This window comes from Pseudomonas sp. UTLPPB19802, from assembly GCF_059730225.1.
Window position 1 is genome coordinate 3,399,983 of the sequence record NZ_AP048545.1, and the last position, 23,898, is coordinate 3,423,880.

Consider the following 23,898-nt stretch of genomic DNA (forward strand, 5'->3'; position numbering starts at 1 on the left):
AGGAATTCAACCATGAACAACCACGTTGCAAGTGTCTACGCGGCATCGCGCAGCCTCGACACCCGCTACCCACGACTGAGCGAGTCGGTCGAGACCGATGTCTGCATCATCGGCGCCGGCTACACCGGGCTGTCCACCGCGCTGTTCCTGCTCGAACACGGTTTCACCGTCACGGTGCTGGAGGCGGCGCTGGTCGGCTTCGGTGCCTCGGGCCGCAATGGCGGGCAGATCGTCAACAGCTACAGCCGCGATATCGACGTCATCGAACGCCAGACCGGCGCCCGCCAGGCGCAGTTGCTCGGCGAGATGGCCTTCGAGGGCGGGCGGATCATTCGTGAGCGCGTCGCCCGCTACGGCATTGACTGCGACCTGAAGGACGGTGGCGTTTTCGCCGCCATCACCCCCAAGCAGCTGGCGCACCTGGAATCGCAGAAAAAGCTCTGGGAGCGCTACGGGCACACCCAGCTCGAACTGATGGACGAGCGGCGCATCCGCGAAGTGGTCGGTACCGACCGTTATGTCGGCGGCATGCTCGACATGAGTGGCGGTCACATCCATCCGCTCAACCTGGCCCTAGGTGAAGCGGCGGCCGTTGCCTCCCTGGGCGGCGCCATCTACGAACAGAGCCCGGCGACCCGCATCGAGCGGGGCGCGAACCCGGTGGTGCACACCTCGCACGGGCAGGTCCGCGCCAAGTTCGTCGTGGTGGCCGGCAACGCCTACCTCGGCGGGCTGGTGCCGGAGCTGGCCGCCAAGTCGATGCCCTGCGGCACCCAGGTGCTCGCTACCGAGCCGCTGTCCGAGGACCTGGCGCGCAGCCTGCTGCCCCAGGACTACTGCGTCGAGGACTGCAACTACCTGCTCGACTACTACCGTCTCACCGCCGACCGCCGGCTGATCTACGGTGGTGGCGTGGTCTACGGTGCGCGCGATCCGGCGGACATCGAGGCGATCATTCGGCCGAAGATGCTCAAGACCTTCCCGCAACTGAAGAACGTCAAGATCGATTTCACCTGGACCGGCAACTTCCTGCTGACCCTGTCGCGCCTGCCACAGGTCGGTCGCCTGGGCGACAACATCTACTACTCCCAGGGCTGCAGCGGCCACGGCGTGACCTACACGCACCTGGCCGGCAAGGTGCTGGCCGAGGCCCTGCGCAGCCAGGCCGAGCGTTTCGACGCCCTGGCCGGCCTGACCCACTACCCATTCCCCGGCGGGCGACTGCTGCGTGTGCCGTTCACGGCCATGGGCGCTGCCTACTACCAGTTGCGTGATCGCCTGGGTGTCTGAGTTCCTGTCGTCGGCCCGGCGCTGACGGCATTTCCTGGAGAATAACCATGTCCCGCGTGCCCCTGATCGGTGTCACCGCCTGCCGACAACTGCTGGGTAAGTACGACTCCCACACCGTCGGCGACAAATATGTCGAAGCCGCAGCCCATGCCGGGCTGCCGGTATTGCTGCCGGCGCGCAGCATTCCCAGCGATCCACAGGACTTGCTGGAACACCTGGATGGCCTGCTGTTTACCGGCTCTCCTTCCAACGTCGACCCTTCGCTCTACCAGGGCGAACCGAGCCTTGCGGGCACGGCCCACGATGCGGCCCGCGATGCCAATACCTTGCCGCTGCTACGCCTGGCCATCGACCGGGGCATTCCGGTGTTCTGCATCTGCCGCGGCTTCCAGGAACTCAATGTCAGCCTCGGTGGTTCCCTGCACCAGCGCGTGCATGAGCTGCCCGGCTTTCTCGACCATCGCGAGCCGCAGGGGGAAACCCTGGCCGAACACTACGCGCCGCAACATGCAGTGCAGGTGCAGCCTGGCGGGGTGTTCGAGCAGTTCGGCCTGCCACCCGAGTTTCGCGTCAATTCGTTGCACAGCCAGGGCATCGACCGCCTGGCACCGACGCTACGGGTAGAGGCACTGGCTCCGGACGGCCTGGTCGAAGCCGTCTCGGTCCGCGATGCGCCGGGCTTTGTCGTCGGGGTGCAATGGCACCCGGAATGGCGCTTCGCCGACAACCCCGAATCACGCACGCTGTTCCAGGCATTCAAGGATGCCTGTCAACGCTACGCCGAGGTACGCCGAGCGCGATGAGTCCGCTCTGACCCGCTCCAGCGGCACTGAAAATAATTCTAAAAGGTGGCAAAGGCTTATGAGTGAATACATCGAGGCCGCCCAGGGCCACGAGACGACTGGCACGGGCGACACCGTCAACTCCAAGGGCCTGGCCCAGGGCAAGGTCGGGTTGTTCGCCTGTGTCGTACTGGGGATATCGACCATCGCCCCGGTCTACACCCTGACGGGTGCACTGGGCCCCACCGTGCGCGAAGTGGGGGTCTACCTGCCGGCGGTGTTCATCGTCGGCTTCCTGCCGATGTTGCTGGTCGCCCTGGGCTATCGCGAACTGAACGCGGCCGAGCCGGACAGCGGCACCTCGTTCACCTGGTCGGCGCGGGCGTTCGGCCCGATGATCGGCTGGATCGGCGGCTGGGGGCTGGTCACGGCGACCACCATCGTGCTGTCCAATCTCGCCGGCGTGGCGGTGGACTTCTTCTACCTGTTCCTCGCCCAGCTCACCGGCATCGCGGAACTGGCGGCATTGCGGGAAAACCTGCTGGTGAACATCATCACCTGCTGCGTGTTCATCTGCGTGGCGGTGTGGATCAGTTGCCGCGGCATCGGCATGACCATGCGCGTGCAGTACGCTCTGGTCGCCCTGCAATTGCTGGTGCTGATCGGCTTCTCCATCGCGGCGTTCCACGCGGCGCCAAACTCGGCCCCGGTGGTGTTCCATGCAGAGTGGTTCAACCCGTTCAATATCGAGTCGTTCTCGGCATTCGCCGCAGGCCTGTCGTTGTCGATCTTCATCTTCTGGGGCTGGGACCTGTGCCTGACGGTCAGTGAAGAATCGGTCGGCAGCGAGAAGGTGCCGGGCCGCGCCGCCACCCTGACGGTGCTGGTGATCCTCGCGCTGTACCTGTTCACCGCCGCCGCGACCCTGCAGTTCGCCGGTATCGGCGAGACCGGCTGGGGCCTGGGCAATCCGCAGATCCAGGAAAACGTCTTCGCCCACCTGGCCGGCCCGGTGATGGGGCCGCTGGCGATCCTGATGTCCGTGGCGGTGCTGGCGAGTACCGCCGCGTCCTTGCAGTCGACCTTCATCTCGCCCGCCCGGACCCTGCTGGCCATGGGTTACTACGGGGCGGTCTCGCAACGCTTCGCCAGCATCTGCCCGCGCTCGCGCACGCCGCGCTACGCGACGATCGCTGCGGGCATTGCCACCGGGGCCTTCTACGTGACCATGCGCACCCTGAGCGACAACGTACTGGCCGACACCATCACCGCCCTGGGCATGATGATCTGCTTCTACTATTCGCTGACTGCGTTCGCCTGCGTCTGGTATTTCCGCCACAGCCTGTTCTTCAGCCTGCGGCATTTCCTGATGCGCGGCCTCTGTCCGTTGCTGGGGGCGTCGATGCTCTCGGTGATTTTCTGGCAGACGGCCTACGACAGCATGTCACCCGAGTTCGGCAGTGGTTCGCATATCGCGGGCGTGGGCCTGGTGTTCATCATCGCCATGACCATCCTGCTGCTTGGCCTGGTGTTGATGCTGTATGCCCGTTGGCGTACCCCGGCGTTTTTCCTGGGCGGGACGTTGTCGATGGTGACAAGGAACTGAGAAGAGCGCAGCGGCCCCCGCAACAGCTGTTGCTGCGAGGGCCGGCTGGTCAGTCACGTCTCAGCGGCGGGGTGCGTGGCGGGATGACGCGTTTCGAACCGGTTGCCTCGTAGGCCGAGGCCAACTGCAACAACCGGTTGTCGTCATAGGCACGGCCAGCGAAGGTCAGGCCGACCGGCATGCCGATATCGGCCATCACGCCCATGGGCACGGTGACAGTCGGCACGCCCAGGTGCCGGATCGCCAGGTTGCCGTTGGCTACCCAGACACCATTGCTCCAGGCAATGTCGGCGGATGCTGGATTTACATCGGCATCGGCCGGGCCGACGTCGGCCACCGTCGGGAACAATACGGCGTCCAGTTGCAGGCCTTCCATCCAGTCTTCCAGGTCAAGCTTGCGGGTCTGCTCCAGGCCACGCAGGCCGTCCGGCAAGGACGGCAGCTCATGCCACGGCTTGATCCCCTGTTGCGCCATGCGCACGTATTCGGCCATGCCGGCAGCGAGGTCGTCCTCGCGGTTGGGCAGGGTGCCGGGGTCGTGGGGGAAGATGCTCGGTCCGTCGACATCGGCCAGGCGATTCAACGCCGGGTCGCCGTTGTCCCGCAGGAAATTGTCGAAGCCCCAGGCGGACAGCTCCCAAAGTTCCTCGTGCAAGAATGCCTTGGTGACCAGGCCTCGGTTGTACACCGTTGGGGCGCCGGGGCGGTCGCCCTCGCAGTTGGAGACCAGCGGGAAGTCGACTTCCACGACGGTAGCACCCGCTGCTTCCAGTGCCTGGCGGGCCGCTTCCCACAGGGCGATGACGGACGGGCGGGTGTGAATGCGCTGGCCGGTCGGGCCGCCGATTCCGGGTTTCTCGCTGGTGCCGGCTTCGAGGTCCTGGTTGATGAACATGCGCGGCACGCCGAGGCGCTTGCCCGCCAGCACGCCCGCACCGGCGGCCAGTTGCTGGTAGGACTCGGGGCGTACGGACGACGTCTCCGGAATTGCCACCCAGGGCTGCAGGCGCCAGAGGTCGCCGGATGTGTCCGGGTCGTCGGCGACCACCACGTCGAGGATTTCCAGCAGGTCGGCCATGGTCCGGGCATAGGGCACCACGACGTCCATCGTCGGCGTCAGCGGCCAGTTGCCGCGTACCGAAATCACCCCGCGCGACGGCGTGTAGGCGCACAGCCCGTTATTGGAGGCCGGGCCACGGCCGCTGGACCAGGTTTCTTCGGCCAGGCCGAAGGCGGCGAAACTGGCCGCCGTGGCAGTACCGGCGCCATTGGACGAGCCGGAGGCGAAGGGTGCGGTCAGGTAGGCGGCGTTATAGGGGCTTTCGGCGCGGCCATAGACGCCGCGCTGCATGCCGCCATTGGCCATGGGCGGCATATTGGTCTTGCCCAGGCAGATCGCCCCGGCAGCGCGCAGGCGCTCGATGGTGAAGGCGTCGCGCTGGGCGACGAGGTCCTTGAAGGCCGGGCTGCCCGAGGCCGCGGTGAGTCCCTTGACCAGGTAGCTGTCCTTGGCCGTATAGGGAATACCATCCAGTGGCCCCAGGCTTTTGCCCTGGGCCCGACGCAGGTCCGAAGCCTTGGCCTCGTCCAGCGCGTGCGGGTTGCGCACCACCACGGCGTTGAGGGCGGTGGCGGTGTTGGGGGTGTCGTAGGCGTCGATGCGCGCCAGGTAGGCTTCAACCAGCTGTACCGCGGTGGTCCGGCCGGATTCCAGTGCATCGCGCAACTCGGCGATGGAGAGTTCGGTCACTTCGATCATGGTTCTCTGCCATTTCTGGTTTATCGATAAATCCTCGGTCAGGCAGGATAAGTGCACGGCGGGCGGTACAACATCGGCAAACCAGAAAAGTGACCTTTCAGCGTTGCAAGCTTTCGCTGGGAGGGCGTCCCATCATCGATCCGCCCGGTCGCCAAGCGTCGGCCCCGAGCTTCATTGATCAGCCCCGGCGAGGCGAGCTGGCCTGGCGAAGCCGTTCGCGAATGTTGCTCAGGTGGATGTGCATCGCGGCCCGCGCGGCAATCGGATCGCGGTAGGCGATGCTGTCGTAGATGGCCTGGTGTTCGCTGTGCAGGCGTTGGCAGTAGGTCGTGTGGTCAGTGCCATCGAGGGCGGCGCTGTCCACTCGTTTGCGGGGGATCAGCTCGGTCCCGAGGTAATGAGTGATGTCGACAAAATGACGGTTACCGGTGGCCAGTGCGATCTGTCGGTGGAACTCGTGGTCGGCTGCGGCAGCGGCATCGCGGCTGTTGGTCGGATTGGCGAGCGCGACCAGGGCCTCGGCCATGCACGCCAGGTGCTGCGACGTCCTGCGCTCGGCGGCAAAGCCGGCGGCTTCAACTTCGATGCTGATACGCAATTCGATGACCGCAATGACGTCTTCCAGTGACTCATCCGGCCTCGGGGGCGCAGAGAAGGGTGTTTCACTGACGAACGAGCCTCGCCCATGGATGGTGACGACCAGCCCACGGGTACTGAGTTGCGAAATGGCTTCGCGCACGACCGTACGGCTGACGCCGTGCTCGGACATGAGGCTGATTTCGGTGGGTAGCTTCTGTCCCGGCTGCAGCTGGCCATCGGTGATGCGATCGGTCAGTACCTGGGCGAGCAGGCAGGAGAGATTCTTCGAGTGTTTGCTGCCATTCAGCGCGGAACGGCTGACTAGAGGTTGCGTGGTCATGGAACCGTCCATTATTGGCCTGGTAAAACGGGTGGCAGGCGCAAATGAACAGGGGCACTGATCGTGCCCCCGTGTTACCTGGAGATGAAGCTGAAGCCCCCGGCCCGATGGTCCGGAACAGGCTCAGCGCACCATGCAGGGTTTCTTGTTGTCGAACTTCCAGTTCGGGATCAGGAACTGCATCGCCACGCTGTCATCACGGGCACCCAGGCCCATGTTCTTGTACAACTCGTGGGCCTTGGCGACGGCGTCCATGTCGATGTCCACGCCCAGGCCCGGCTTGCTCGGCACCTGGACGAAACCGCCTTCGATTTTCAGCGGCTCACGGGTCAGGCGCTGGCCGTCCTGCCAGATCCAGTGGGTGTCGATGGCGGTGATGTCACCCGGCGCGGCTGCGGCCACCTGGGTGAACATCGCCAGGGAAATGTCGAAGTGGTTGTTGGAATGCGAACCCCAGGTCAGGCCCCAGTCGTTGCACATCTGCGCGACCCGTACCGAGCCCTGCATGGTCCAGAAGTGCGGGTCAGCCAGCGGGATATCGACCGATTGCAACTGGATCGAGTGGCCCATTTCACGCCAGTCGGTGGCGATCATGTTGGTAGCGGTAGGCAGGCCGGTGGCGCGGCGGAATTCGGCCATGACCTCGCGGCCCGAGTAGCCGTTTTCGGCGCCGCAAGGGTCTTCGGCGTAGGCGAGCACCTTGTGCTGGTCACGGCACAGGGCAATCGCTTCCTTCAGCGACCAGGCGCCGTTGGGGTCCAGGGTGATACGCGCCTCGGGGAACCGTTCGGCCAGGGCGGTGACTGCCTCGATTTCCTCTTCGCCGCGCAGTACGCCACCCTTGAGCTTGAAGTCGTTGAAACCGTACTTGGCCTTGGCCGCTTCGGCCAGGCGTACCACAGCCTCCGGGGTCATGGCCTCTTCGTGACGCAGGCGGCTCCAGTCGTCGCTGGCGTCCGGCTCGCTGCGGTAGGCCAGGTTGGTGGCGCTGCGGTCACCGACGTAGAACAGGTAGCCGAGCATCTTCACCGCGTCGCGCTGCTGGCCTTCGCCCAGCAAGGCGGCCACGGGTACCTCCAGGAACTGGCCCAGCAGGTCGAGCAGGGCGGCTTCCATGGCGGTCACGGCGTGGATGGTGATGCGCAGGTCGAAGGTCTGCAGGCCCCGGCCAGCCGAGTCGCGGGCGGCGAAAGTGGTACGCATCTGGTTGAGGATGCGCTGGTAATGGCCGATCGGCTGGCCGACCACCAGGCTGCGGGCGTCTTCCAGGGTTTCGCGGATGCGTTCGCCGCCGGGCACTTCGCCCACGCCGGTGTTGCCGGCGCTGTCCTTCAGAATGACGATGTTGCGGGTGAAGAATGGGCCGTGGGCGCCGCTGAGATTCATCAGCATGCTGTCATGGCCGGCGACAGGGATCACCTGCAGGCTGGTGACGACGGGGGCGTTCTTGATCGATGCAGTGGTCATGGGCGTTTCCTGTTGATCAGGTCAGTCGGCAATCGGGAAGTCAGTGTGTTTTGCCCAGGGGCGCCGGGCTGGGAACGGAGACAGCGTCGAGCACTGCCGGGGTGGTTCCGGGTTTGGTCTTGGCGAAGAACACCAGGATGGCGGCGAGCACCGAGGTGCCGGCCAGGCCGTAGAGGCCGCCCTGGATGGAGCCGGTGCTCTGCTCCAGGAAGCCGAAGGTGGCCGGTGCGACGAAACCGCCGAGGTTGCCGATGGAGTTGATCAGCGCGATGACCGCGGCGGCGATGCGAACATCCAGGTAACCCTGTGGGATCGGCCAGAACAGCGACGAGGCCGACTTGAAACCGATGGCGGCAAAGCACACGGCGACGAAGGCGAAGATCGGCCCGCCGGTGGTGGACAGGAACATCCCCGCCGCGGCGATCAGCAGGGCGGTCGCGACCCAGGCCTGTTGAAACTTGAAGCGGCCCGAAAGCGCGGCAAAGGTGTACATCGCGATGATCGAGATCAGCCAGGGGATGGAGTTGAAGAAGCCCACCTGGATGTCGCTCAGGGCGCCCATCTTCTTGATGATGCTCGGCAGCCAGAACGTGGCGGCGTAGATGGTCAGCTGGATGCAGAAGTAGAGGGCGCAGAACAGCATGATCTGCCTGTCCTTGAGCAACTGGCCGATGGTCGGCTTGATCGTGCTGAGGGCCTCGCGCTCGCGTTGTTCCTGGTCGATGGCGCCTACCAGTGCATCCTGTTCTTCACGTGTCAGCCACTTGGCATCGTGGGGCTTGGAGTCCAGCCAGAACCAGACGAAGAAACCCAGCACCACCGAGGCCAGGCCTTCGATGGCGAACATCCACTGCCAGCCGTGAAGACCCAGGCCTTCGATCTGCAGCAGGGCGCCGGACAACGGGCCGGAGATCAGCGAGGCCACGGCCGAGCCGCTGAGGAAGATGGCGATCGCCTTGCCGCGCTCGGCACCTGGCAACCAGCGGGTAAAGTAGTAGATCACGCCGGGAAAGAAGCCGGCTTCGGCAAAGCCCAGCAGCACCCGCAGGATGTAGAAATGGGTTTCGTTCTGGATGAACGCCATGAGCGTGGCAACCAGGCCCCAGCTGAGCATGATGCGGGTGAGCCAGATCCGGGCGCCGACTTTCTGCAGCAGGATGTTCGAGGGGACTTCGAACAGGGCGTAGCCGATGAAGAACAGTCCGGCTCCCAGGCCGTAGGCGGCAGCCCCGATACCCAGGTCGTGTTCGAGGTGCGTACGGACGAAACCGATGTTGACGCGATCGATGTAGTTGACGATGAACATGATCACGAACAGTGGGAGTACATGGCTCTTCACCTTGGCGACGGTTCGGGCCAGGATCGCATCGTTGCCAGGCGCGGCAGACGCATTGCTTGAATGGGTCACAATTGAAATCTCCCACTGATTATTTTTATGCGGGTTGGGGGTCAAGATCAGCAGCATTGCCGCTTTCTTGATAGACATCATACAAGTAGGTCTTTTTCTGGCAATGATGCTTCAGAGAACTAATTCGAATGGTTTTGCCTTTTTTACGTATTTTTGGTTATTAACATTGATTTTTAAGGACTTTTATAAGTTCTTTGGTGTGATTTTGGATTTTTTGAGGCTCTAGGGTTTTGGTTTGGTGGGTGAGAGTCAGATTTACAGGTTGCATGTCAGACAAGTTGATTCGCCTGTTGGCTCTCGAATGGATACTGCCGCGGTTGTTTTCGGTGTTGGGATTGAGGAGTGTTAAGCTGGCTGCTGTTCTATCTTGGTGGATGGTTTTTGCATGCAGACTGACAGCGCACCGACCGGGCGCAAACGCTCCAACGGCCTGGCTCATGAACTGGTGGCGTTTCTCACCCAGCAGATATTGCTGGGCAAGTTCGCGCCGGGCGAAAAGCTGCCGTCGGAACCATCCATCGTGCGTGAGCATGGGGTCAGCCGGACGGTGGTGCGCGAGGCCATTTCCAAGCTGCAGGCCTCCGGACTGGTCGAGACCCGCCATGGCATCGGCACCTTCGTGCTGGCCCGGGAGTCCCGGCTGGGGTTGCGCCTGACGGTCGATACCGCCGCCAACGTTCGTCGCGTCATCGAGTTGCGCCTGGGCCTGGAAGTGCAGGCGGTGGCCTTGGCCGCCTCGCGTCGCAGCGACGAGCAGTTGGTGCGCATGCGCCAGGCCCTGGATGACTACGATGCCTCGTTGGCCAGCGGCGACAGTTGTGTCGAGCCGGACCGGCGCTTCCACCAGATCATCGCCGAGGCGACTGGCAACAGCTACTTCACCGAGATCATGCAGCACCTGGGCAGCTCGGTCATTCCACGCACCCAGGTCCGGCCCGATGAACGTGCGGGCGTGGACATGGCCCGTTACGGCGGCTTGGCCAACCTCGAGCACGAGGCCATCTTCAATGCCATCCGCAGGCAGGACCCGGATGCCGCCCGCGCAGCCATGGTGTTGCACTTGACCAACAGTCGCGACCGGTTTTCCGCCGACGAGCAGTGATCGCCTGGAAAGGCGACGCCAGCGTGGGCGTGGCTGATGATTTCGCGGCGATCCTGCGCGCACGTTAGCGGTTTCGCCAGGCCAATCCTGCCGACTCCGGCGAACGATTACCGCCTGCGCCCCTCTGAATCCTAGGTATGGGCAAATTTCTTCAGTCAGGGAGAAGCAGGCTATGTCGAAACAGGATGCAACCCACGTGGAGTGGCTGGTTGAGCAATCCATGCTCAAGGCGGCGCAGGACAACGCGCAAGCCTACTCGGGGCAGGCTCGCCAATGGATGAACCCGTATGCCCAGGTACGGCCACGTGACGCCACCGCCATCGCCTCGGTCTGGCTGACGGTCTACCCCGACTCCATCGTCACCGCCGAGGGTGGTTCGGTCCTGCAGGCGCTGGGTGATGAGGAACTCTGGCGCAGCCTGTCGTCGATCGGCGTGCAGGGCATTCATACTGGGCCCATCAAGCAGGCCGGCGGGATCACCGGGCGGCAATACACCCCGAGCATCGATGGCAACTTCGATCGGATCAGCTGGAACATCGACCCGCTGTACGGCAGCGAGGAAGAGCTGATCCGCATGAATCGCGTGGCCGCAGCGCACAACGCGGTCACCATCGACGACCTGATCCCCTCGCACACCGGCAAGGGCGCCGACTTTCGCCTGGCGGAGCTGGGCGTCGCGCCTTATCCGGGGATCTATCACATGGTCGAGATCCGCGAGGAGGACTGGGACCTGTTGCCGCAGATTCCTCCCGGTCGCGACTCCGCCAACCTCAGCCCGGCCCAGTGCGACCTGCTCAAGGAACGGCGCTACACAGTCGGCCAGTTGCAGCGGGTGATCTTTTTCGAGCCGGGGGTGAAGGAAACCGACTGGAGCGCGACAGCGGTGGTGGTCGGGGCCGATGGCAAGGCGCGCCGCTGGGTGTACCTGCACTATTTCAAGGACGGGCAGCCGTCGCTGAACTGGCTCGACCCGACCTTTGCCGCGCAGCAACTGATCATCGGCGACGCCCTGCATGCCCTCGACCGCCTGGGCGCACGGGGCCTGCGGCTGGACGCCAACGGCTTCCTCGGCGTGGAGATCCGCCACAATGACACGGCCTGGTCGGAAAGCCACCCGCTGTCGATCAATGGCAACCAGTTGCTCGGCGGCATGATCCGCAAGGCCGGTGGTTTCAGCTTCCAGGAACTCAACCTCACCCTCGACGACATCGCGCAGATGTCCAAGGGTGGTGCAGACCTCTCGTACGATTTCATTACCCGGCCGGCCTACCAGCATGCCTTGCTGACCGGCGATACCGAATTCCTGCGGCTGATGCTCAACCAGATGTATGCCTTCGGCATCGACCCGGCCTCGTTGATCCACGCCCTGCAGAACCACGATGAACTCACCCTGGAACTGGTGCATTTCTGGACCCTGCATGCCCACGACATGTACCTGTACAAGGGCCAGACCCTGCCGGGCAGCATCCTGCGCGAGCATATCCGCGAAGAGATGTACGAACGCCTCAGTGGCGAGCACGCGCCCTACAACCTGCGCTTCGTGACCAATGGTGTTTCCTGCACCACCGCGAGCATTATCACCGCGGCCCTCGGGCTGCGGGACCTGGCCGCCCTGACGGCCGACGATGTGCAGCGGGTGCAGAAAATCCACTTGCTGCTGGTGATGTTCAATGCCATGCAGCCGGGGGTGCTCGCGCTGTCCGGTTGGGACATGGTCGGCGCGCTGCCGCTGGAGCGCGAGCAGGTCGAAGAACGGATGGGCGATGGCGATACCCGCTGGATTCATCGCGGCGGCTATGACCTCGGCGGGCTGAATCCGCAGGCGACCGAGTCGGCCAGGGGCATGCCGCTGGCGCGGTCGTTGTATGGCCCGTTGTCCGAGCAGTTGAAAAGCCCGGACTCGTTTGCCAGCCAGGTCAAGCGGCTGGTGTCGGTGCGCCAGGCCTATGGCATTGCCAGCAGCCGGCAGTTGCTGGTACCGGACGTCACCAGTCCCGGCTTGCTGGTCATGGTGCATGAGCTGCCGGCCGGCAAGGGCATCCAGGTCACTGCGCTGAACTTCAGCGGAGAGGGCATCAGCGAAGCCATCCACCTGCCGAACGTTCAGCCCGGTACCGTGGTGGACATGATCAACGAGCGGGTCGAGGGGGAATTGGAGGCGGAGGGCGTGTTGAACATCGACCTCGATCCCTACGAGGCCCTGTCGCTGCGGATCGTCCAGAGTGGCCCGGGGCTGTAGTGACTACGACCCCGAGGGGTTTCACTGGCAGGGGGTAGAGTCCGCCGCCCTGTCAGTGAATACCTGGCCTGGCGCTCAGTTCGCCGGGCTGGCCGCCAGTGGCTCGCCGCGCTCGCGAAGCTGGCCCAGCAGGGCCTGCAACGGATGCAGCACCACTTCACCGGCCTGGCGCTTGACCTGGCTGCGGCAGGAATAGCCGTCGGCCAGCAAGCGGCCGCTGGGCTGGTAGCGCTCGACCAGCGGTTGCCAGGATTGCGAGTAGATGACCTGCGAGGTCTTCACGTTGCGGGTTTCGTGCCCGTAGGTACCGGACATGCCGCAGCAGCCGCTGGCCAACACCTGCAGGTTGAGACCAAAGCCGTCGAAGACCTTCTTCCATTGGTCGACGCCTGCCGGTTCGTTGGTGCGTTCGGTGCAGTGCGGCAGGAACTGGTAGGTCTGCGGCGTTTGCGGCTTCTCCAGCTTCGGCAGGGCAGTCGCCAGCCATTCCTGGGCCAGCACCACGCTTGGTGCGGCGTCCTGTTCCAGGGTCTTGGCGTATTCCTGGCGGTAGACCAGGGTCATCGCCGGGTCGAGTCCCACCAGCGGAACGCCATGGGCTTCCAGCGCCTTCAGGCCCTTGGCGTTGTGGGCCGCGGCCTTCTTGAACGCACCGAGGAAACCCTGCACTTGCAGCGGCTTGCCGTTGGGGGCGAACGGCGCTAGGTAGATGTCGTAGCCCAGGCGCGCGATCAGTTCGATCCACTCGGCTGCCAGCGGGGTTTCGAAGTAGCGGGTGAAGGCGTCCTGCACGATCACCACGCTGCGCCGACGCTGCTCCTCGCTCAGTTTCGACAGCTTGTGCGCGGTGGCCGTCTGCACGTTCCAGCGGGCGCAGACCTGGTGGAAATCCATCAGGCTCAGCAGCGGGCTGTCGACCATGCCGACCACGTGCTCGAGCAGGAACTTGACCGGCCGTGCGTTCATCATCGCGTTGTACAGCCGCGGGAAGCGGGCGATATAGGGAATGCTGTATTCCAGCGAGCCGATCACATAGTCCTTCAGCGGCCGCAGGTAGCGGTTGTGGTACAGCTCGAGGAAGCGTGAGCGGAAGTCCGGCACGTTGACCTTCACCGGGCACTGGCCCGCGCAGGACTTGCATGCCAGGCAGCCGGCCATCGACTCGTACACTTCGTGGGAGAAATCTTTCTCGCCCAGTCGCTTGCCGACGGTATTGCGCACCCTGGCCAGCAGGTTGCCGACACTGAAGCTGCTCGCCACGTTGCCCTGCAGGTCGACGCCCTGGGCGCCCTGCAGGCGCAGCCACTCGCGCACCAGCGACGCCCGGCCCTTGGGCGAATGAATGCGGTTACGGGTGGCTTTCCACGATGGGCACATCGCGTCATCGGGGTCGAAGTTGTAGCAGGCACCGTTGCCGTTGCAGTGCACGGCGCTCTGGTAGCTCTGCCAGACCCGCTCGTCGATCTGCCGGTCGAGGTCGCCGCGCAGGACCACTTCGTCGACCTTGGTCAGCTTGGCTTCGCTGACGCTCGACGGCGTGGCGATCTTGCCGGGGTTGAGCTGGTTGAACGGGTCGAATGCCGCCTTGATCGCCTGCAGCGATGGGTACAGCGGGCCGAAGTAGGCCGGGGAGTACTCGGAGCGCAGGCCCTTGCCATGCTCGCCCCACAACAGGCCGCCGTACTTCTGGGTGAGCGCCGCGACGCCATCGGATACCGGGCGGATCAGCGCCGCCTGGAGCGGGTCCTTCATGTCGAGGATCGGCCGCACGTGCAGCACGCCAGCATCGACGTGGCCGAACATGCCGTATTCGAGCTGGTGGGAGTCGAGCAGGGCGCGGAACTCGGCGATGAAGTCGGCGAGGTTTTCCGGCGGCACCGCGGTGTCTTCCACGAACGGCTGCGGCCGCGCCTCGCCCTGGACGTTGCCGAGCAGGCCCACCGAGCGCTTGCGCATGGTGTAGACGCGTTTCACCGCTTCGTTGCCGACCGCCAGGGTATGGCCCAGGCGCACCACGCTGGTGTCGGTCTTCAGGTGGTCGATGAAGTCATGGACGCGGCGTTCCAGTTGCTCCTGGTCATCGTCGCTGAACTCGATCAGGTTGATGCCCAGGGTCTGCTGGCCGGGGATCGGCGGGAAGTATTCGGCAACGCCGTGCCAGACGATGTCCTGCATGGCCAGGCGCAAGACCTTGGAGTCGACGGTCTCGATCGACAGCGGCTTGAGCGCCATCAGCGCCTTGGCATCGCGCAGGGCATCCATGAACGCGGTGTATTGCACGTTCACCAGGATGCTGTGGCGCGGGATCGGCAGGACGTTCAGCCTGGCTTCGACGATGAAGCCCAGCGAACCCTCGGAGCCGCAGAGGATGCTGTTGAGGTTGAAGCCGCCGTCCTCTTCGCGCAGGTGGGCGAGGTCATAGCCGGTCAGGCAGCGGTTGAGCGGCGGAAAGGTGTCCCGGATCAGTTGCGCCTGCTGGTCGGCGATGTCGCGGGCGCAGCGATAGACGCTGCCGACCAGGTCCTGCCGGGCCGCTTCGCGGTCGGCCTGTTCGCCGGGCAGCGGCTGGCTGTCCAGGCGCTGCCCGCCGAGCAGCACGGTAGACAGGGCGAGCACGTGATCGCGGGTCTTGCCATAGGTGCAACTGCCCTGGCCGCTGGCGTCGGTGTTGATCATCCCGCCGATGGTGGCGCGGTTCGAGGTGGACAGCTCGGGGGCGAAGAACAGGCCGTGGGGCTTGAGGGCGGCGTTCAGCTGGTCCTTGACCACGCCGCTCTGGACCCGCACCCAGCGCTCCTCGACGTTGATTTCGAGAATGCCGTTCAGGTGCCGGGAAAGGTCGACGACGATGCCGTCGGTCAACGACTGGCCGTTGGTGCCGGTGCCGCCGCCGCGCGGGGTCAGCACCACGGAACGGTACTGCGGGTGGGCGGCGAGTTTCGCCACCAACTCGACATCGGCGTAGGTTTTCGGGAACACGGCAGCCTGGGGCAGGCGCTGGTAGATCGAGTTATCGGTGGACAGCACCGTGCGCGAACCCAGGTCGGCGGCGATTTCCCCCTGGAAGCCTTCGCTGCCCAGTTGTTTGAGGAAGCGTTCGTACGGGGCGGTCTGGCCGTTGGCCGGGGCGAGGCGGGCGATCATTCGTGGCGGTTCCTGCAGGCTAATTCGTTTTTATATTCGCTTAACGTATGCTCAAGTCTGAGTCGGCGTCGGGGCGAAGCGGTATAGTTTCGATTATTCGTGGATGAAACGCCGCTTACAAACGTAAAACACGCAGCCTTTGCATGAGCTTTATGAATGAATCCTAGACGTCTCACTCCCTCCATGTCGGTACTCGTGGCCTTCGAAGCATCGGCCCGGCACGGGAGTTTTACCAAGGCGGCCGACGAGCTGCTGCTGACCCAGAGCGCTGTAAGCCGGCAGGTCCAGGCACTGGAGACGCTGCTGGGGGTCGAGCTGTTCATGCGTGATGGCCGGCGCATCGAGCTGACGGCTGCCGGGGCGCTGTACCAGCATGAGTTATCGGCAGCCCTGGGGCGGATTCGCAGCGCCACGCTCAAGACCATCGCGTTTCGCTCCCAGGAGGGTGTGTTGCACCTGGGCGTGTTGCCGACGTTCGGCTCCAAGTGGCTGCTGCCGCGAATGAATGACTTCTACGCCAAGCACCCGGATATCGTCGTGCACATCCATTCGCGGATCATCCAGGCCGACCTGGCCAGTGCTGCCGGCGAAATGAACGCGATCATCTATGCAGGCTCCGGCTCATGGCCGGGGTTCATGTCCCACAAGCTTTTGACCGAGGAACTGGTGGTGGTGGCCAGTCCGTCGGCCTTGCCCGAGTACCGCTCGACGACACCGGCCGAGATCGCGGTCAGCCATTCGCTGCTCAATGTCGTCTCCCGGCCCAATGCCTGGTCGGACTGGTTCGAGCATAATGGCCTGGACCATCGCCTGATGCGCCCCGGTCCCGGCTTCGAACTCACCAGCCACCTGATCCAGGCGGCGGTCGCCGGTATCGGCATCGGCCTGGTGCCAAGGGTGCTGGTGCAGGACGAGATCCGGGCGGGCTCGCTGGTGGTGTTGTTCGAGCCCATGAAAAGCGGCAAGAGCTACTACCTGGCATATGCCAACCGCTACCAGAACCTGCCGTCGCTGATTGCCTTCAGTGAATGGTTGTTGAGCCTGTCGTTTCCCGAGGGGGAGCGCTGAAGGGGCTATCGCCGGCGGTCCTGTTCGACCATCTGCTGCAGCGCCAGCAAGGTGCGAAGCGCCGGGCTGGGACAGCCGTCCAGGCGGATGTGCTGGTACAGGGCGGCGAGTTGCGCGGTGTCGAGCCCGGTCAGCAGAACCGGGCCCTGGCTCATGCAAGGGTAGAAAGGCTCGCTACACACTCTCCAGATGCAACAGTTGCCCGTCGAACTCGGCCATGGCATCGAGCACGGCTTCCCTGAAGTACGCCAGCGAGGCGCGGTCGCAGAGGATCTGGAACGTCGGCTGGGTATTGCCGCCGAGGTTGACCACGATCACGTTGATCCGCGCCGCCGAGGTCTGGGCCACGGCGCCCGGCCCGAAGGCCTGGGCACGCAGGTCGACGCCACACAGCTTGGCCATCACCTCGGCGATGCACACGCCACTCAACTGCAGCCAGGCATGACTGTCCTGGCGTGGCAGCAGGTAGTTGGCACCGTGGTCCAGCGCCCAGCGGGCTTCCTCCTCGGCGATGCGCTGGCCACGGTCGGCCAGGCTGCCGAGGATCAGGTACTCGGTCTGTGACAGGCGCGCCACATGGCTGCCGTCGTCCTGAGTGACGGCCCGGTTGGGCGCCTCGGGCAGGGCGAAACCACGGTGCTGCAGGTAGGTCGCGCTCTGCGGCCCCCGAAAACCGACCCGGGGCAGGTCGGTCAGGTCGGTCAGGGCACACTGTTGCAAGGTGCTGTCCGCCAGTCGGGCGGGTGCGCTGGGGCGTTCGGTAATGAGACTGGACATGTCAGAGCTCCTGGCGCTGGTTTTCAGGGTCGAAGAACGGCAGCTTCACCACCGTGGCCTGGACGATCACGCCGCCCTCGACCCGGATCGGAATCTGTTGTCCCGGCGTTGACTGGTCGAAGGCGGCGTAGGCCAGGCCGATGATCCGGTCGAGGGTCTGCGAGTATTCGCAGGAGGTCACGTTGCCGCTGATGTCCGGCCCCTTGAGTACCAGGTGGCCCTCCAGCGGCTGCGGGCTGGCCTTGGGCAGGGTGAAGCCGACCAGCTTGCGCTTCTGCGGCTGGGCTTCGAGGATGTCCACCGAGCGACGGCCGACGAAGAACGGCTTGCTGCGACTGACCGCCCAGCCCATGTCGATTTCCCCTGGGTGGGTCATGCCGTCGGTGTCCTGGCTGATGATCACGTGGCCCTTTTCCAGGCGCAGCAGGCGCTGGGTCTCGACGCCGAACGGGCGAATATCGTGGGCCTTGCCGGCGGCCATCAGCGCGTCCCACAGTTTCAGTGCATGGCGGGCCGGGACGTGAATTTCGTAGCCCAGTTCACCGACGAAGCCGACCCGCAGCAGACGGGCCTTGATCCCGGCCACCGTGCCCTGGCGCACGGCCAGGTAGGGGAAACCTTCGGCCGACAGGTCGAGGTCGCTGCAGACCTGTTCCAGCACCTTGCGCGAGTCCGGCCCGGCAACGTTGACCGCGCAAATCGCCGCGGTGACATTGGCGATGTCGACGTCCAGGCGCCACTGGGCATTCCACTTGAGCATCTGCTGGTAGATGCGGTCGACGCCGCTGGTGGTGGCGGTCACGTAGAAGTGGTTGTCGGCGAAGCGCGCACAGACGCCGTCATCGATCACCACGCCGTGTTCGTTGGTCATCAGCGCATAGCGTGAGCGGCCCACCGGCTGCTTGAGGAAGGCGAAGGTGTACAGGCGGTTGAGCAGTTCGGCGGCGTCCGGGCCACGCACGTCCAGGCCGCCGAGGGTCGAGACGTCGATGATGCCGACCTTGCTGCGCACATGCAGCGCCTCGGCCTGCATGCAGGCGTCACGCTGGCTCGGCTTGCCGTAGTAGGCCGGACGCTGCCAGATCCCGGCGGGCATCATCTTCGCGCCGGCGTCGAGGTGGCGTCGGTGCATCGGGGTCTGCCGGTACGGGTCGAAGGCTCGGCCGGCGACGTGGGCGAGTTTTTCCGCCTCGAACGGTGGCCGCGCGGTGGTCACGCCGGTCTCGCTGACGCTGCGCTGGGTCGAGGCCGCCACCAACCGTGCGGTCGGCAAAGCCGAGTGGCGGCCCTGGGACGGGCCCATGCCGACCGTGGAAAAGCGCTTGACCAGTTGCACGTCGCGGTAGCCGATGCGGGTGGCATTGATGATGTCGCGTACTTGCAGGTCTTCATCGAAATCGACGAAATCCTTGCCCTTGGGGTGCGGGAAGATCGGCCAGGGGAAGTTGACCTGGGCTTCGGCGCGCAGCGGCAGCGGCTTGGCGGTGGACGTCAGGCCCAGGGCGGTGACGATTTGCGCCGCCGCCTCGGTGGCATCGGCCAGCACGTTGTCCAGCGCGTGGTAGCCATGGGCCGAGCCGGCCACGCTGAGGTGCTGCGGCAGGCCGCTGAGGCTGAACTGCGCCAGTTGATCGTCGTAGGCCAGCTTGCCGCCGGCCTGGCACATCAGCTGGTAGACCGGCATGTAGCCGCCGGACATGCACAGCAGGTCGCAGTCCAGGACCAGGCCGCGCGGGGCGACCTGGCCTTGCCCGGTGATCTTGCGGATGTCGGCGCCGCTGACATGGCGCAGGCCTTTTTCGTGCAGGGCTTCATACACCGTGCTGCCGGCGTGGCAGGGAATGCCACGCTTTTCCAGCTCCAGCAGCAGCTCGCGACTGGCCGGGTGCGCACGCATGTCGACCAGCGCGGCGACCTCGACGCCCAGGTCGTCGAGGTCCAGGGCGGCGAGGTAGCCGTCGTCGTTGCCGGTCAGGACCACGGCACGTTTGCCCGGCTTGACCGCATAGAGCTTCATCAGCCGCTGTGCGGCACTGCTGAGCATCACGCCGGGCAGGTCGTTGTTGCGAAAGATCACCGGCTGGTCGAACGAGCCGCTGGCGATCAGGCACTGGCTCGCGCGGACCTTGTACATCCGCTTGCCCTGGATCACCGGCAGGTAGTTGTCGGTGAACCAGGCGTTGCAGGTGGCGTTTTTCAGCACGCGGATATTGGCGTGGCGCTCCACTGCGTCGACCAGTTCCTGGCGCAGGCTGTCGGCACGGCGGCCGTCGAGGTCGAAGCGGGCGTAGGTCAGCGAGCCGCCGAGAATCGGCTGTTGCTCGATCAGCAGTACCTTGGCCCCGGCATCGGCCGCGCCCAGGGCCGCCTGCAGGCCAGCGGGGCCGGCACCGATCACCGCGAGGTCGGCGAACAAATAGGCCTTGTCGTAGTACTCGGGCTTGAAGCCCAGGTCGAGTACGCCCAGGCCGGCCTTCTTGCGGATGACCGGCTCCCACAGCTTCCAGGCGCCCCTGGGCTTGTAGAACGAGCGGTAGTAGAAGCCCACCGGCATGAACCGGGAGAACTTGCCGAGGTAGGCATCGCGGTCGTTGTCCAGCGAGCCGCTGAAGTTCTGTCCGCTGACCTGCTCGCCATTTTCCAGCAGGTGGGTATCGGCCAGCACGTTGGGTTCGCGCGGCAATTGCACCAGGGTGTTGGCATCCTGGCCGGCCATAGTCAGCGGCCCACGCGGGCGGTGGTACTTGAACGAACGCGACAGCAGGAAGCGGCCATTGGCGAGCAGGGCGCTGGCGATGCTGTCACCGGCAAAGCCCTGGTAGGGCTTGCCATCGAAGCTGAAGTCGAGCGGCTGGCTGCGGTCGATCAGCAGGCCCATGGGCACGGGGAGGCGGTTCATCGCACGGTCTCCTGGGTGGTCGCGGCAGTGAAGTCAACGCGGGTGTCGAACAGTTCGCGGGGATCGAAGGTGCGCAGGATCTCGTCGCTGCCGGTATGACGTTCGGCCAGGAACCAATAGCTGGACGGGTTGTGCAGCCACCATTCGCGGACGACGCCGAGGGTGTCCTCGCTGTTGAACACGTAGTCGGCCCATTCGGCATCGCTGCAGGTCTGCGGATCGGGCATCGTCTTGAATTCGCCGCCGTAGGTGAATTCGCTGATATTGCGTGGCCCGTTGAGCGGGCAATTCATCACTTTCATGTGCCGCTCCTCAGTGGCTGGCCGCTGTCGCGCCCATTTCGTTGACTTGCTGGAAGGTGGAAAAACGCTCCAGGCCGAACGGCTTGATCAGCTCCGGCACCTGGCCGCCGCTGGCGACCAGTTCGGCCATGGTCTTGCCGCAGATCGGCGTGGCCTTGAAGCCCCAGGTGCCCCAGCCGGCGTCCAGGTAGTAGTTCTTCACCGGCGACAGGCCCATGATCGGGCTGTAGTCGGGGGTCATGTCTGTGATCCCGGCCCACTGGCGCATCAGCTTGGCGTTGGCCAGGAACGGGAACATCTCGATGGCGTGGGCCAGCAGGCTTTCCTTCAGGTCCAGGGTCGAACGGGTGTTGAACAGCGGGTACGGGTCGGAACCGCCGCCGAACACCACCTCGCCACGGCTGGTCTGCTGCACGTAGCAGTGAAGGGCCGAGGAACTCACCAGCGGGTCGAGGAACGGCTTGAACGGCTGGGTGACCATGGCCTGCAGCGGGAAGGTCTGGATCGGCGAGCGGATGCCGGCCTTCTTCATCAGTTGCGAGCTCATGCCGGCCACGGCCTGTACCGCGCAGCCGCAGCGGATGGTGCCGCGGTTGGTCTTCACCGCCGTGATCGTGCCGTTGTCGATGACCAGTTCCTGGACTTCGGTGAGCTGGTGAATCTCCACCCCACGCTTGGCCGCCTGCTTGGCATAGCCCCAGGCCACCGCGTCATGGCGGGCAGTGGCGCCGTCGATGTGCCAGAGGCCGGCGAGTACCGGCAGGTGGCCGGGATCGAGGTTGAGCGTCGGCACCAGCTCGCGGATCTGCTGGCGATCGATCATCTCGGTACGGCCGCCGAAATGCTTGTTGACCTCGGCGCGCTGGCGGAACGAACGCACGGTGGCATCGGTGTGGGCCAGGGTCAGTTGACCGCGATGGGAGTACATGATGTTGAAGTCGAACTCGTTGGACAGGCCCTCGAACATCCGCACCGACTCGGCGTAGAAACGCACGCCCTCGCTGGTCAGGTAGTTGGAGCGGATCACCGCGGTGTTGCGCGCGGTGTTGCCGCCGCCCAGGTAGCCCTTTTCCAGCACTGCGATGTTGCTGATGCCGTGATATTTCGACAGGTAGTAGGCGGTAGCCAGGCCGTGGCCGCCACCGCCGATGATCACCACGTCGTAGGACGGCTTGAGTGCCTTCGGCGCGGGCAGGTCGACTTCTACCGGGTACTCCGAGCCGAGCCCGTATTTCAATAGATTGAATGGCATAGGACCTCCAGGTGACGACGTTGGGCGTGGGCCTGCTGGACGGCAGCGGTCACCGTGTTTTTCATCAGGAAGGCGATGGTCATCGGGCCGACGCCACCGGGCACCGGGGTGATGGCCGAGACCTGGGGCAGGGCGCTGTCGAAGTCGACGTCGCCGACCAGGCGGCTGCGACCGTCGTCGTCGATGCGGTTGATGCCGACGTCGATCACCACCGCACCGGGCTTGAGCCAACTGGCGTCGATCAGGCGCGGGCGGCCGACCGCAGCGACCACGATGTCGGCCTGGCGGCACAGGGCCTGGGCATCGATGCTGCGCGAGTGGACCACGGTGACCGAGCAGTGGGCCTTGAGCAGCAGGGCGGCCATCGGCTTGCCGACGATGTTCGAACGGCCGATCACCACCGCGTGCTTGCCGGCGAGGTCGCCGCAGGCGTCTTCGAGCAACTGCAGGCAGCCGCTCGGGGTGCAGGGCGTCAGCACGTTGCGGCCCTGGCTCAGGCCACCGACGTTCTCGCTGTGGAAACCGTCGACATCCTTGCCCGGTGCGATGGCCTGCAAGGCAAGGGTTTCCTCGATATGGGCCGGCAGTGGCAACTGCAGCAGGATGCCGTTGACGCTCGGGTCCTCGTTCAACTCGGTAATCAGGTTGAGCAGCACTGCCTGGGTCGTGTCGGCGTTGAGGCGGTATTCCAGTGAACGAATCCCGGCCTCTTCGGCGCGCAGGATCTTGTTGCGCACATAGACCTGGCTGGCCGGGTCCTGGCCGACGAGAACCACCGCGAGGGCCGGCTCGATCCCCGCTTTTTTCAGTGCCTGGACGTCGGTCTTGACCTGGGCCAGCACCCGCGCGGCGGCAGCCTTGCCATCGATCAGTTTCGAGGTATTCACCGGAAGATCACCGTTCTGTCGTTATTGAGAAAGACGCGGTGCTCCAGGTGGTACTTGACCGCCTTGGACAGGGCCACGGTTTCAGTGTCGCGCCCGGTGGCGACCAGGTCGTCCGGCAGGTAGACATGGTCCACCCGTTGCACTTCCTGCTCGATGATCGGCCCCTCGTCCAGGTCGCTGGTGACGTAGTGCGCGGTGGCGCCGATCAGCTTCACGCCGCGCTCGTAGGCCTGGTGATAGGGCTTGGCGCCCTTGAAGCCGGGCAGGAACGAGTGGTGGATATTGATCGCCCGGCCCGAGAGTTGCTTGCACAGGTCGTCCGAAAGGATCTGCATGTAGCGGGCGAGCACCACCAGTTCGGTGCCGGTTTCGTCGACCACCTTCATCAGCGCCGCTTCCTGCTGGGCCTTGGTTTCCCTGGTGACCGGCAGGTAGATGAAGCGAATGCCCTCGCGCTCGGCCATGGGCCGCAGGTCCAGGTGGTTGGAGACGATAGCGGTGAGGGTCATGTCCATCTCGCCCTTGTGGTAGCGGTACAACAGGTCGGTGAGGCAATGGTCGAACTTGCTGACCATCAGCAGCACGCGCATCGGCTCGCGGGTGTCGTGCAGTTCCCAGTGCATGCCGAAGGCCTGGGCGACCTCGGCGAAACCGGCCTTGAGCTGGGCGATGTCGCCGCTATGGCCGTCGTTGAAACGGAACACCGCGCGCATGAAGAACTTGCCGCTGAAGTCGTCGTCGAATTGCGCCATTTCGCCGATGTAGCAACCGTTGCCGGCCAGGTACGAGGACACTGCCGCGACAATGCCGGACGTCGCCGGACAGCTGATCTTGAGAATGAACGGGGTCTTTTCGTGTTGCATGGCATGTCCTCTGGAAAGTGACGGCAGCTCGGCGCAAGGCGAAATTCAGGGGTGGACGGCAATTTTGTTGGTGAATAAAAATTCCTGTGAGGAATTAAATATTCTTTTTGCGGTTTTATAGGCGAAAGGAAATG

Annotated in this window: 18 protein-coding genes; 6 read left to right on the forward strand and 12 right to left on the reverse strand. The window is 64.6% G+C overall.

Going from position 1 to position 23,898, the window contains the following annotated elements; all coding sequences use genetic code 11:
- The first annotated feature begins 12 nt into the window (after positions 1–12).
- Genes AC6I6U_RS15280 through AC6I6U_RS15290 form a run of 3 tightly spaced genes read left to right on the forward strand, consistent with a single transcriptional unit; the run spans position 13 to position 3,678 of the window.
- Positions 13–1,290 (forward strand): NAD(P)/FAD-dependent oxidoreductase, encoded by a 1,278-nt coding sequence (locus AC6I6U_RS15280; protein ID WP_497882735.1) that lies wholly within the window; start codon positions 13–15, stop codon positions 1,288–1,290.
- 47 nt (positions 1,291–1,337) lie between these two features.
- Positions 1,338–2,093 (forward strand): gamma-glutamyl-gamma-aminobutyrate hydrolase family protein, encoded by a 756-nt coding sequence (locus AC6I6U_RS15285; protein ID WP_497882736.1) that lies wholly within the window; start codon positions 1,338–1,340, stop codon positions 2,091–2,093.
- Positions 2,094–2,151: 58 nt separating this feature from the next.
- Positions 2,152–3,678, forward strand: coding sequence for an APC family permease (locus tag AC6I6U_RS15290; RefSeq protein ID WP_497882737.1), 1,527 nt, complete (start codon positions 2,152–2,154; stop codon positions 3,676–3,678).
- Positions 3,679–3,727: 49 nt separating this feature from the next.
- On the opposite strand, the gene AC6I6U_RS15295 is transcribed toward AC6I6U_RS15290, so the two are convergent.
- The 4 genes from AC6I6U_RS15295 to AC6I6U_RS15310 all read right to left on the reverse strand — a co-directional run bounded on the left by AC6I6U_RS15295 (position 3,728) and on the right by AC6I6U_RS15310 (position 9,231).
- Positions 3,728–5,437 carry an amidase gene (locus tag AC6I6U_RS15295; RefSeq protein ID WP_497882738.1) on the reverse strand — a complete coding sequence of 570 codons (1,710 nt, stop codon included), beginning with the start codon at positions 5,435–5,437 and terminating at the stop codon, positions 3,728–3,730.
- 178 nt (positions 5,438–5,615) lie between these two features.
- Positions 5,616–6,356, reverse strand: coding sequence for a FadR/GntR family transcriptional regulator (locus AC6I6U_RS15300; RefSeq protein ID WP_497882739.1), 741 nt, complete (start codon positions 6,354–6,356; stop codon positions 5,616–5,618).
- A 123-nt stretch (positions 6,357–6,479) separates the two neighbouring features.
- Positions 6,480–7,823 carry a glucarate dehydratase gene (gene gudD / locus AC6I6U_RS15305; protein ID WP_497882740.1) on the reverse strand — a complete coding sequence of 448 codons (1,344 nt, stop codon included), beginning with the start codon at positions 7,821–7,823 and terminating at the stop codon, positions 6,480–6,482.
- Between the two features lie 40 nt (positions 7,824–7,863).
- Positions 7,864–9,231 carry an MFS transporter gene (locus AC6I6U_RS15310; protein ID WP_497882741.1) on the reverse strand — a complete coding sequence of 456 codons (1,368 nt, stop codon included), beginning with the start codon at positions 9,229–9,231 and terminating at the stop codon, positions 7,864–7,866.
- 385 nt (positions 9,232–9,616) lie between these two features.
- Between AC6I6U_RS15310 and AC6I6U_RS15315 the strand changes: the two genes are divergently transcribed.
- Positions 9,617–10,333 carry a FadR/GntR family transcriptional regulator gene (locus AC6I6U_RS15315; RefSeq protein WP_497882742.1) on the forward strand — a complete coding sequence of 239 codons (717 nt, stop codon included), beginning with the start codon at positions 9,617–9,619 and terminating at the stop codon, positions 10,331–10,333.
- A 172-nt stretch (positions 10,334–10,505) separates the two neighbouring features.
- Positions 10,506–12,572 carry a maltose alpha-D-glucosyltransferase gene (treS, locus tag AC6I6U_RS15320; protein ID WP_497882743.1) on the forward strand — a complete coding sequence of 689 codons (2,067 nt, stop codon included), beginning with the start codon at positions 10,506–10,508 and terminating at the stop codon, positions 12,570–12,572.
- 75 nt (positions 12,573–12,647) lie between these two features.
- Here treS and ydiJ read toward each other — a convergent pair whose 3' ends face one another.
- Positions 12,648–15,716 (reverse strand): D-2-hydroxyglutarate dehydrogenase YdiJ, encoded by a 3,069-nt coding sequence (gene ydiJ, locus AC6I6U_RS15325; protein WP_497882744.1) that lies wholly within the window; start codon positions 15,714–15,716, stop codon positions 12,648–12,650.
- A 156-nt stretch (positions 15,717–15,872) separates the two neighbouring features.
- On the opposite strand from ydiJ, the gene AC6I6U_RS15330 reads away from it, so the two are divergent.
- Positions 15,873–16,784, forward strand: a complete 912-nt coding sequence (locus AC6I6U_RS15330; RefSeq protein ID WP_497882745.1) for a LysR substrate-binding domain-containing protein — start codon at positions 15,873–15,875, stop codon at positions 16,782–16,784.
- A gap of 5 nt (positions 16,785–16,789) precedes the next feature.
- On the opposite strand, the gene AC6I6U_RS15335 is transcribed toward AC6I6U_RS15330, so the two are convergent.
- Genes AC6I6U_RS15335 through purU form a run of 7 tightly spaced genes read right to left on the reverse strand, consistent with a single transcriptional unit; the run spans position 16,790 to position 23,764 of the window.
- A complete protein-coding gene (locus AC6I6U_RS15335; RefSeq protein ID WP_497882746.1) occupies positions 16,790–16,939 on the reverse strand; it encodes a hypothetical protein in 150 nt (49 codons plus the stop codon).
- Positions 16,940–16,958: 19 nt separating this feature from the next.
- A complete protein-coding gene (locus AC6I6U_RS15340) occupies positions 16,959–17,561 on the reverse strand; it encodes a sarcosine oxidase subunit gamma (protein WP_497882747.1) in 603 nt (200 codons plus the stop codon).
- 1 nt (position 17,562) lies between these two features.
- Entirely contained in the window at positions 17,563–20,460 is a 2,898-nt protein-coding gene (locus AC6I6U_RS15345; RefSeq protein ID WP_497882748.1) for a 2Fe-2S iron-sulfur cluster-binding protein, read from the reverse strand.
- Entirely contained in the window at positions 20,457–20,762 is a 306-nt protein-coding gene (locus AC6I6U_RS15350; RefSeq protein ID WP_497882749.1) for a sarcosine oxidase subunit delta, read from the reverse strand. The genes AC6I6U_RS15345 and AC6I6U_RS15350 overlap by 4 nt, the downstream gene beginning before the upstream one ends.
- Positions 20,763–20,772: 10 nt before the next feature.
- On the reverse strand, positions 20,773–22,014 hold the full coding sequence (locus tag AC6I6U_RS15355) for an FAD-dependent oxidoreductase (protein WP_497882750.1): 1,242 nt from the start codon (positions 22,012–22,014) through the stop codon (positions 20,773–20,775).
- On the reverse strand, positions 21,996–22,901 hold the full coding sequence (gene folD / locus AC6I6U_RS15360) for a bifunctional methylenetetrahydrofolate dehydrogenase/methenyltetrahydrofolate cyclohydrolase FolD (RefSeq protein ID WP_497882751.1): 906 nt from the start codon (positions 22,899–22,901) through the stop codon (positions 21,996–21,998). The genes AC6I6U_RS15355 and folD overlap by 19 nt, the downstream gene beginning before the upstream one ends.
- On the reverse strand, positions 22,898–23,764 hold the full coding sequence (gene purU, locus AC6I6U_RS15365; RefSeq protein WP_497882752.1) for a formyltetrahydrofolate deformylase: 867 nt from the start codon (positions 23,762–23,764) through the stop codon (positions 22,898–22,900). The genes folD and purU overlap by 4 nt, the downstream gene beginning before the upstream one ends.
- Between the last annotated feature and the right edge of the window lie 134 nt (positions 23,765–23,898).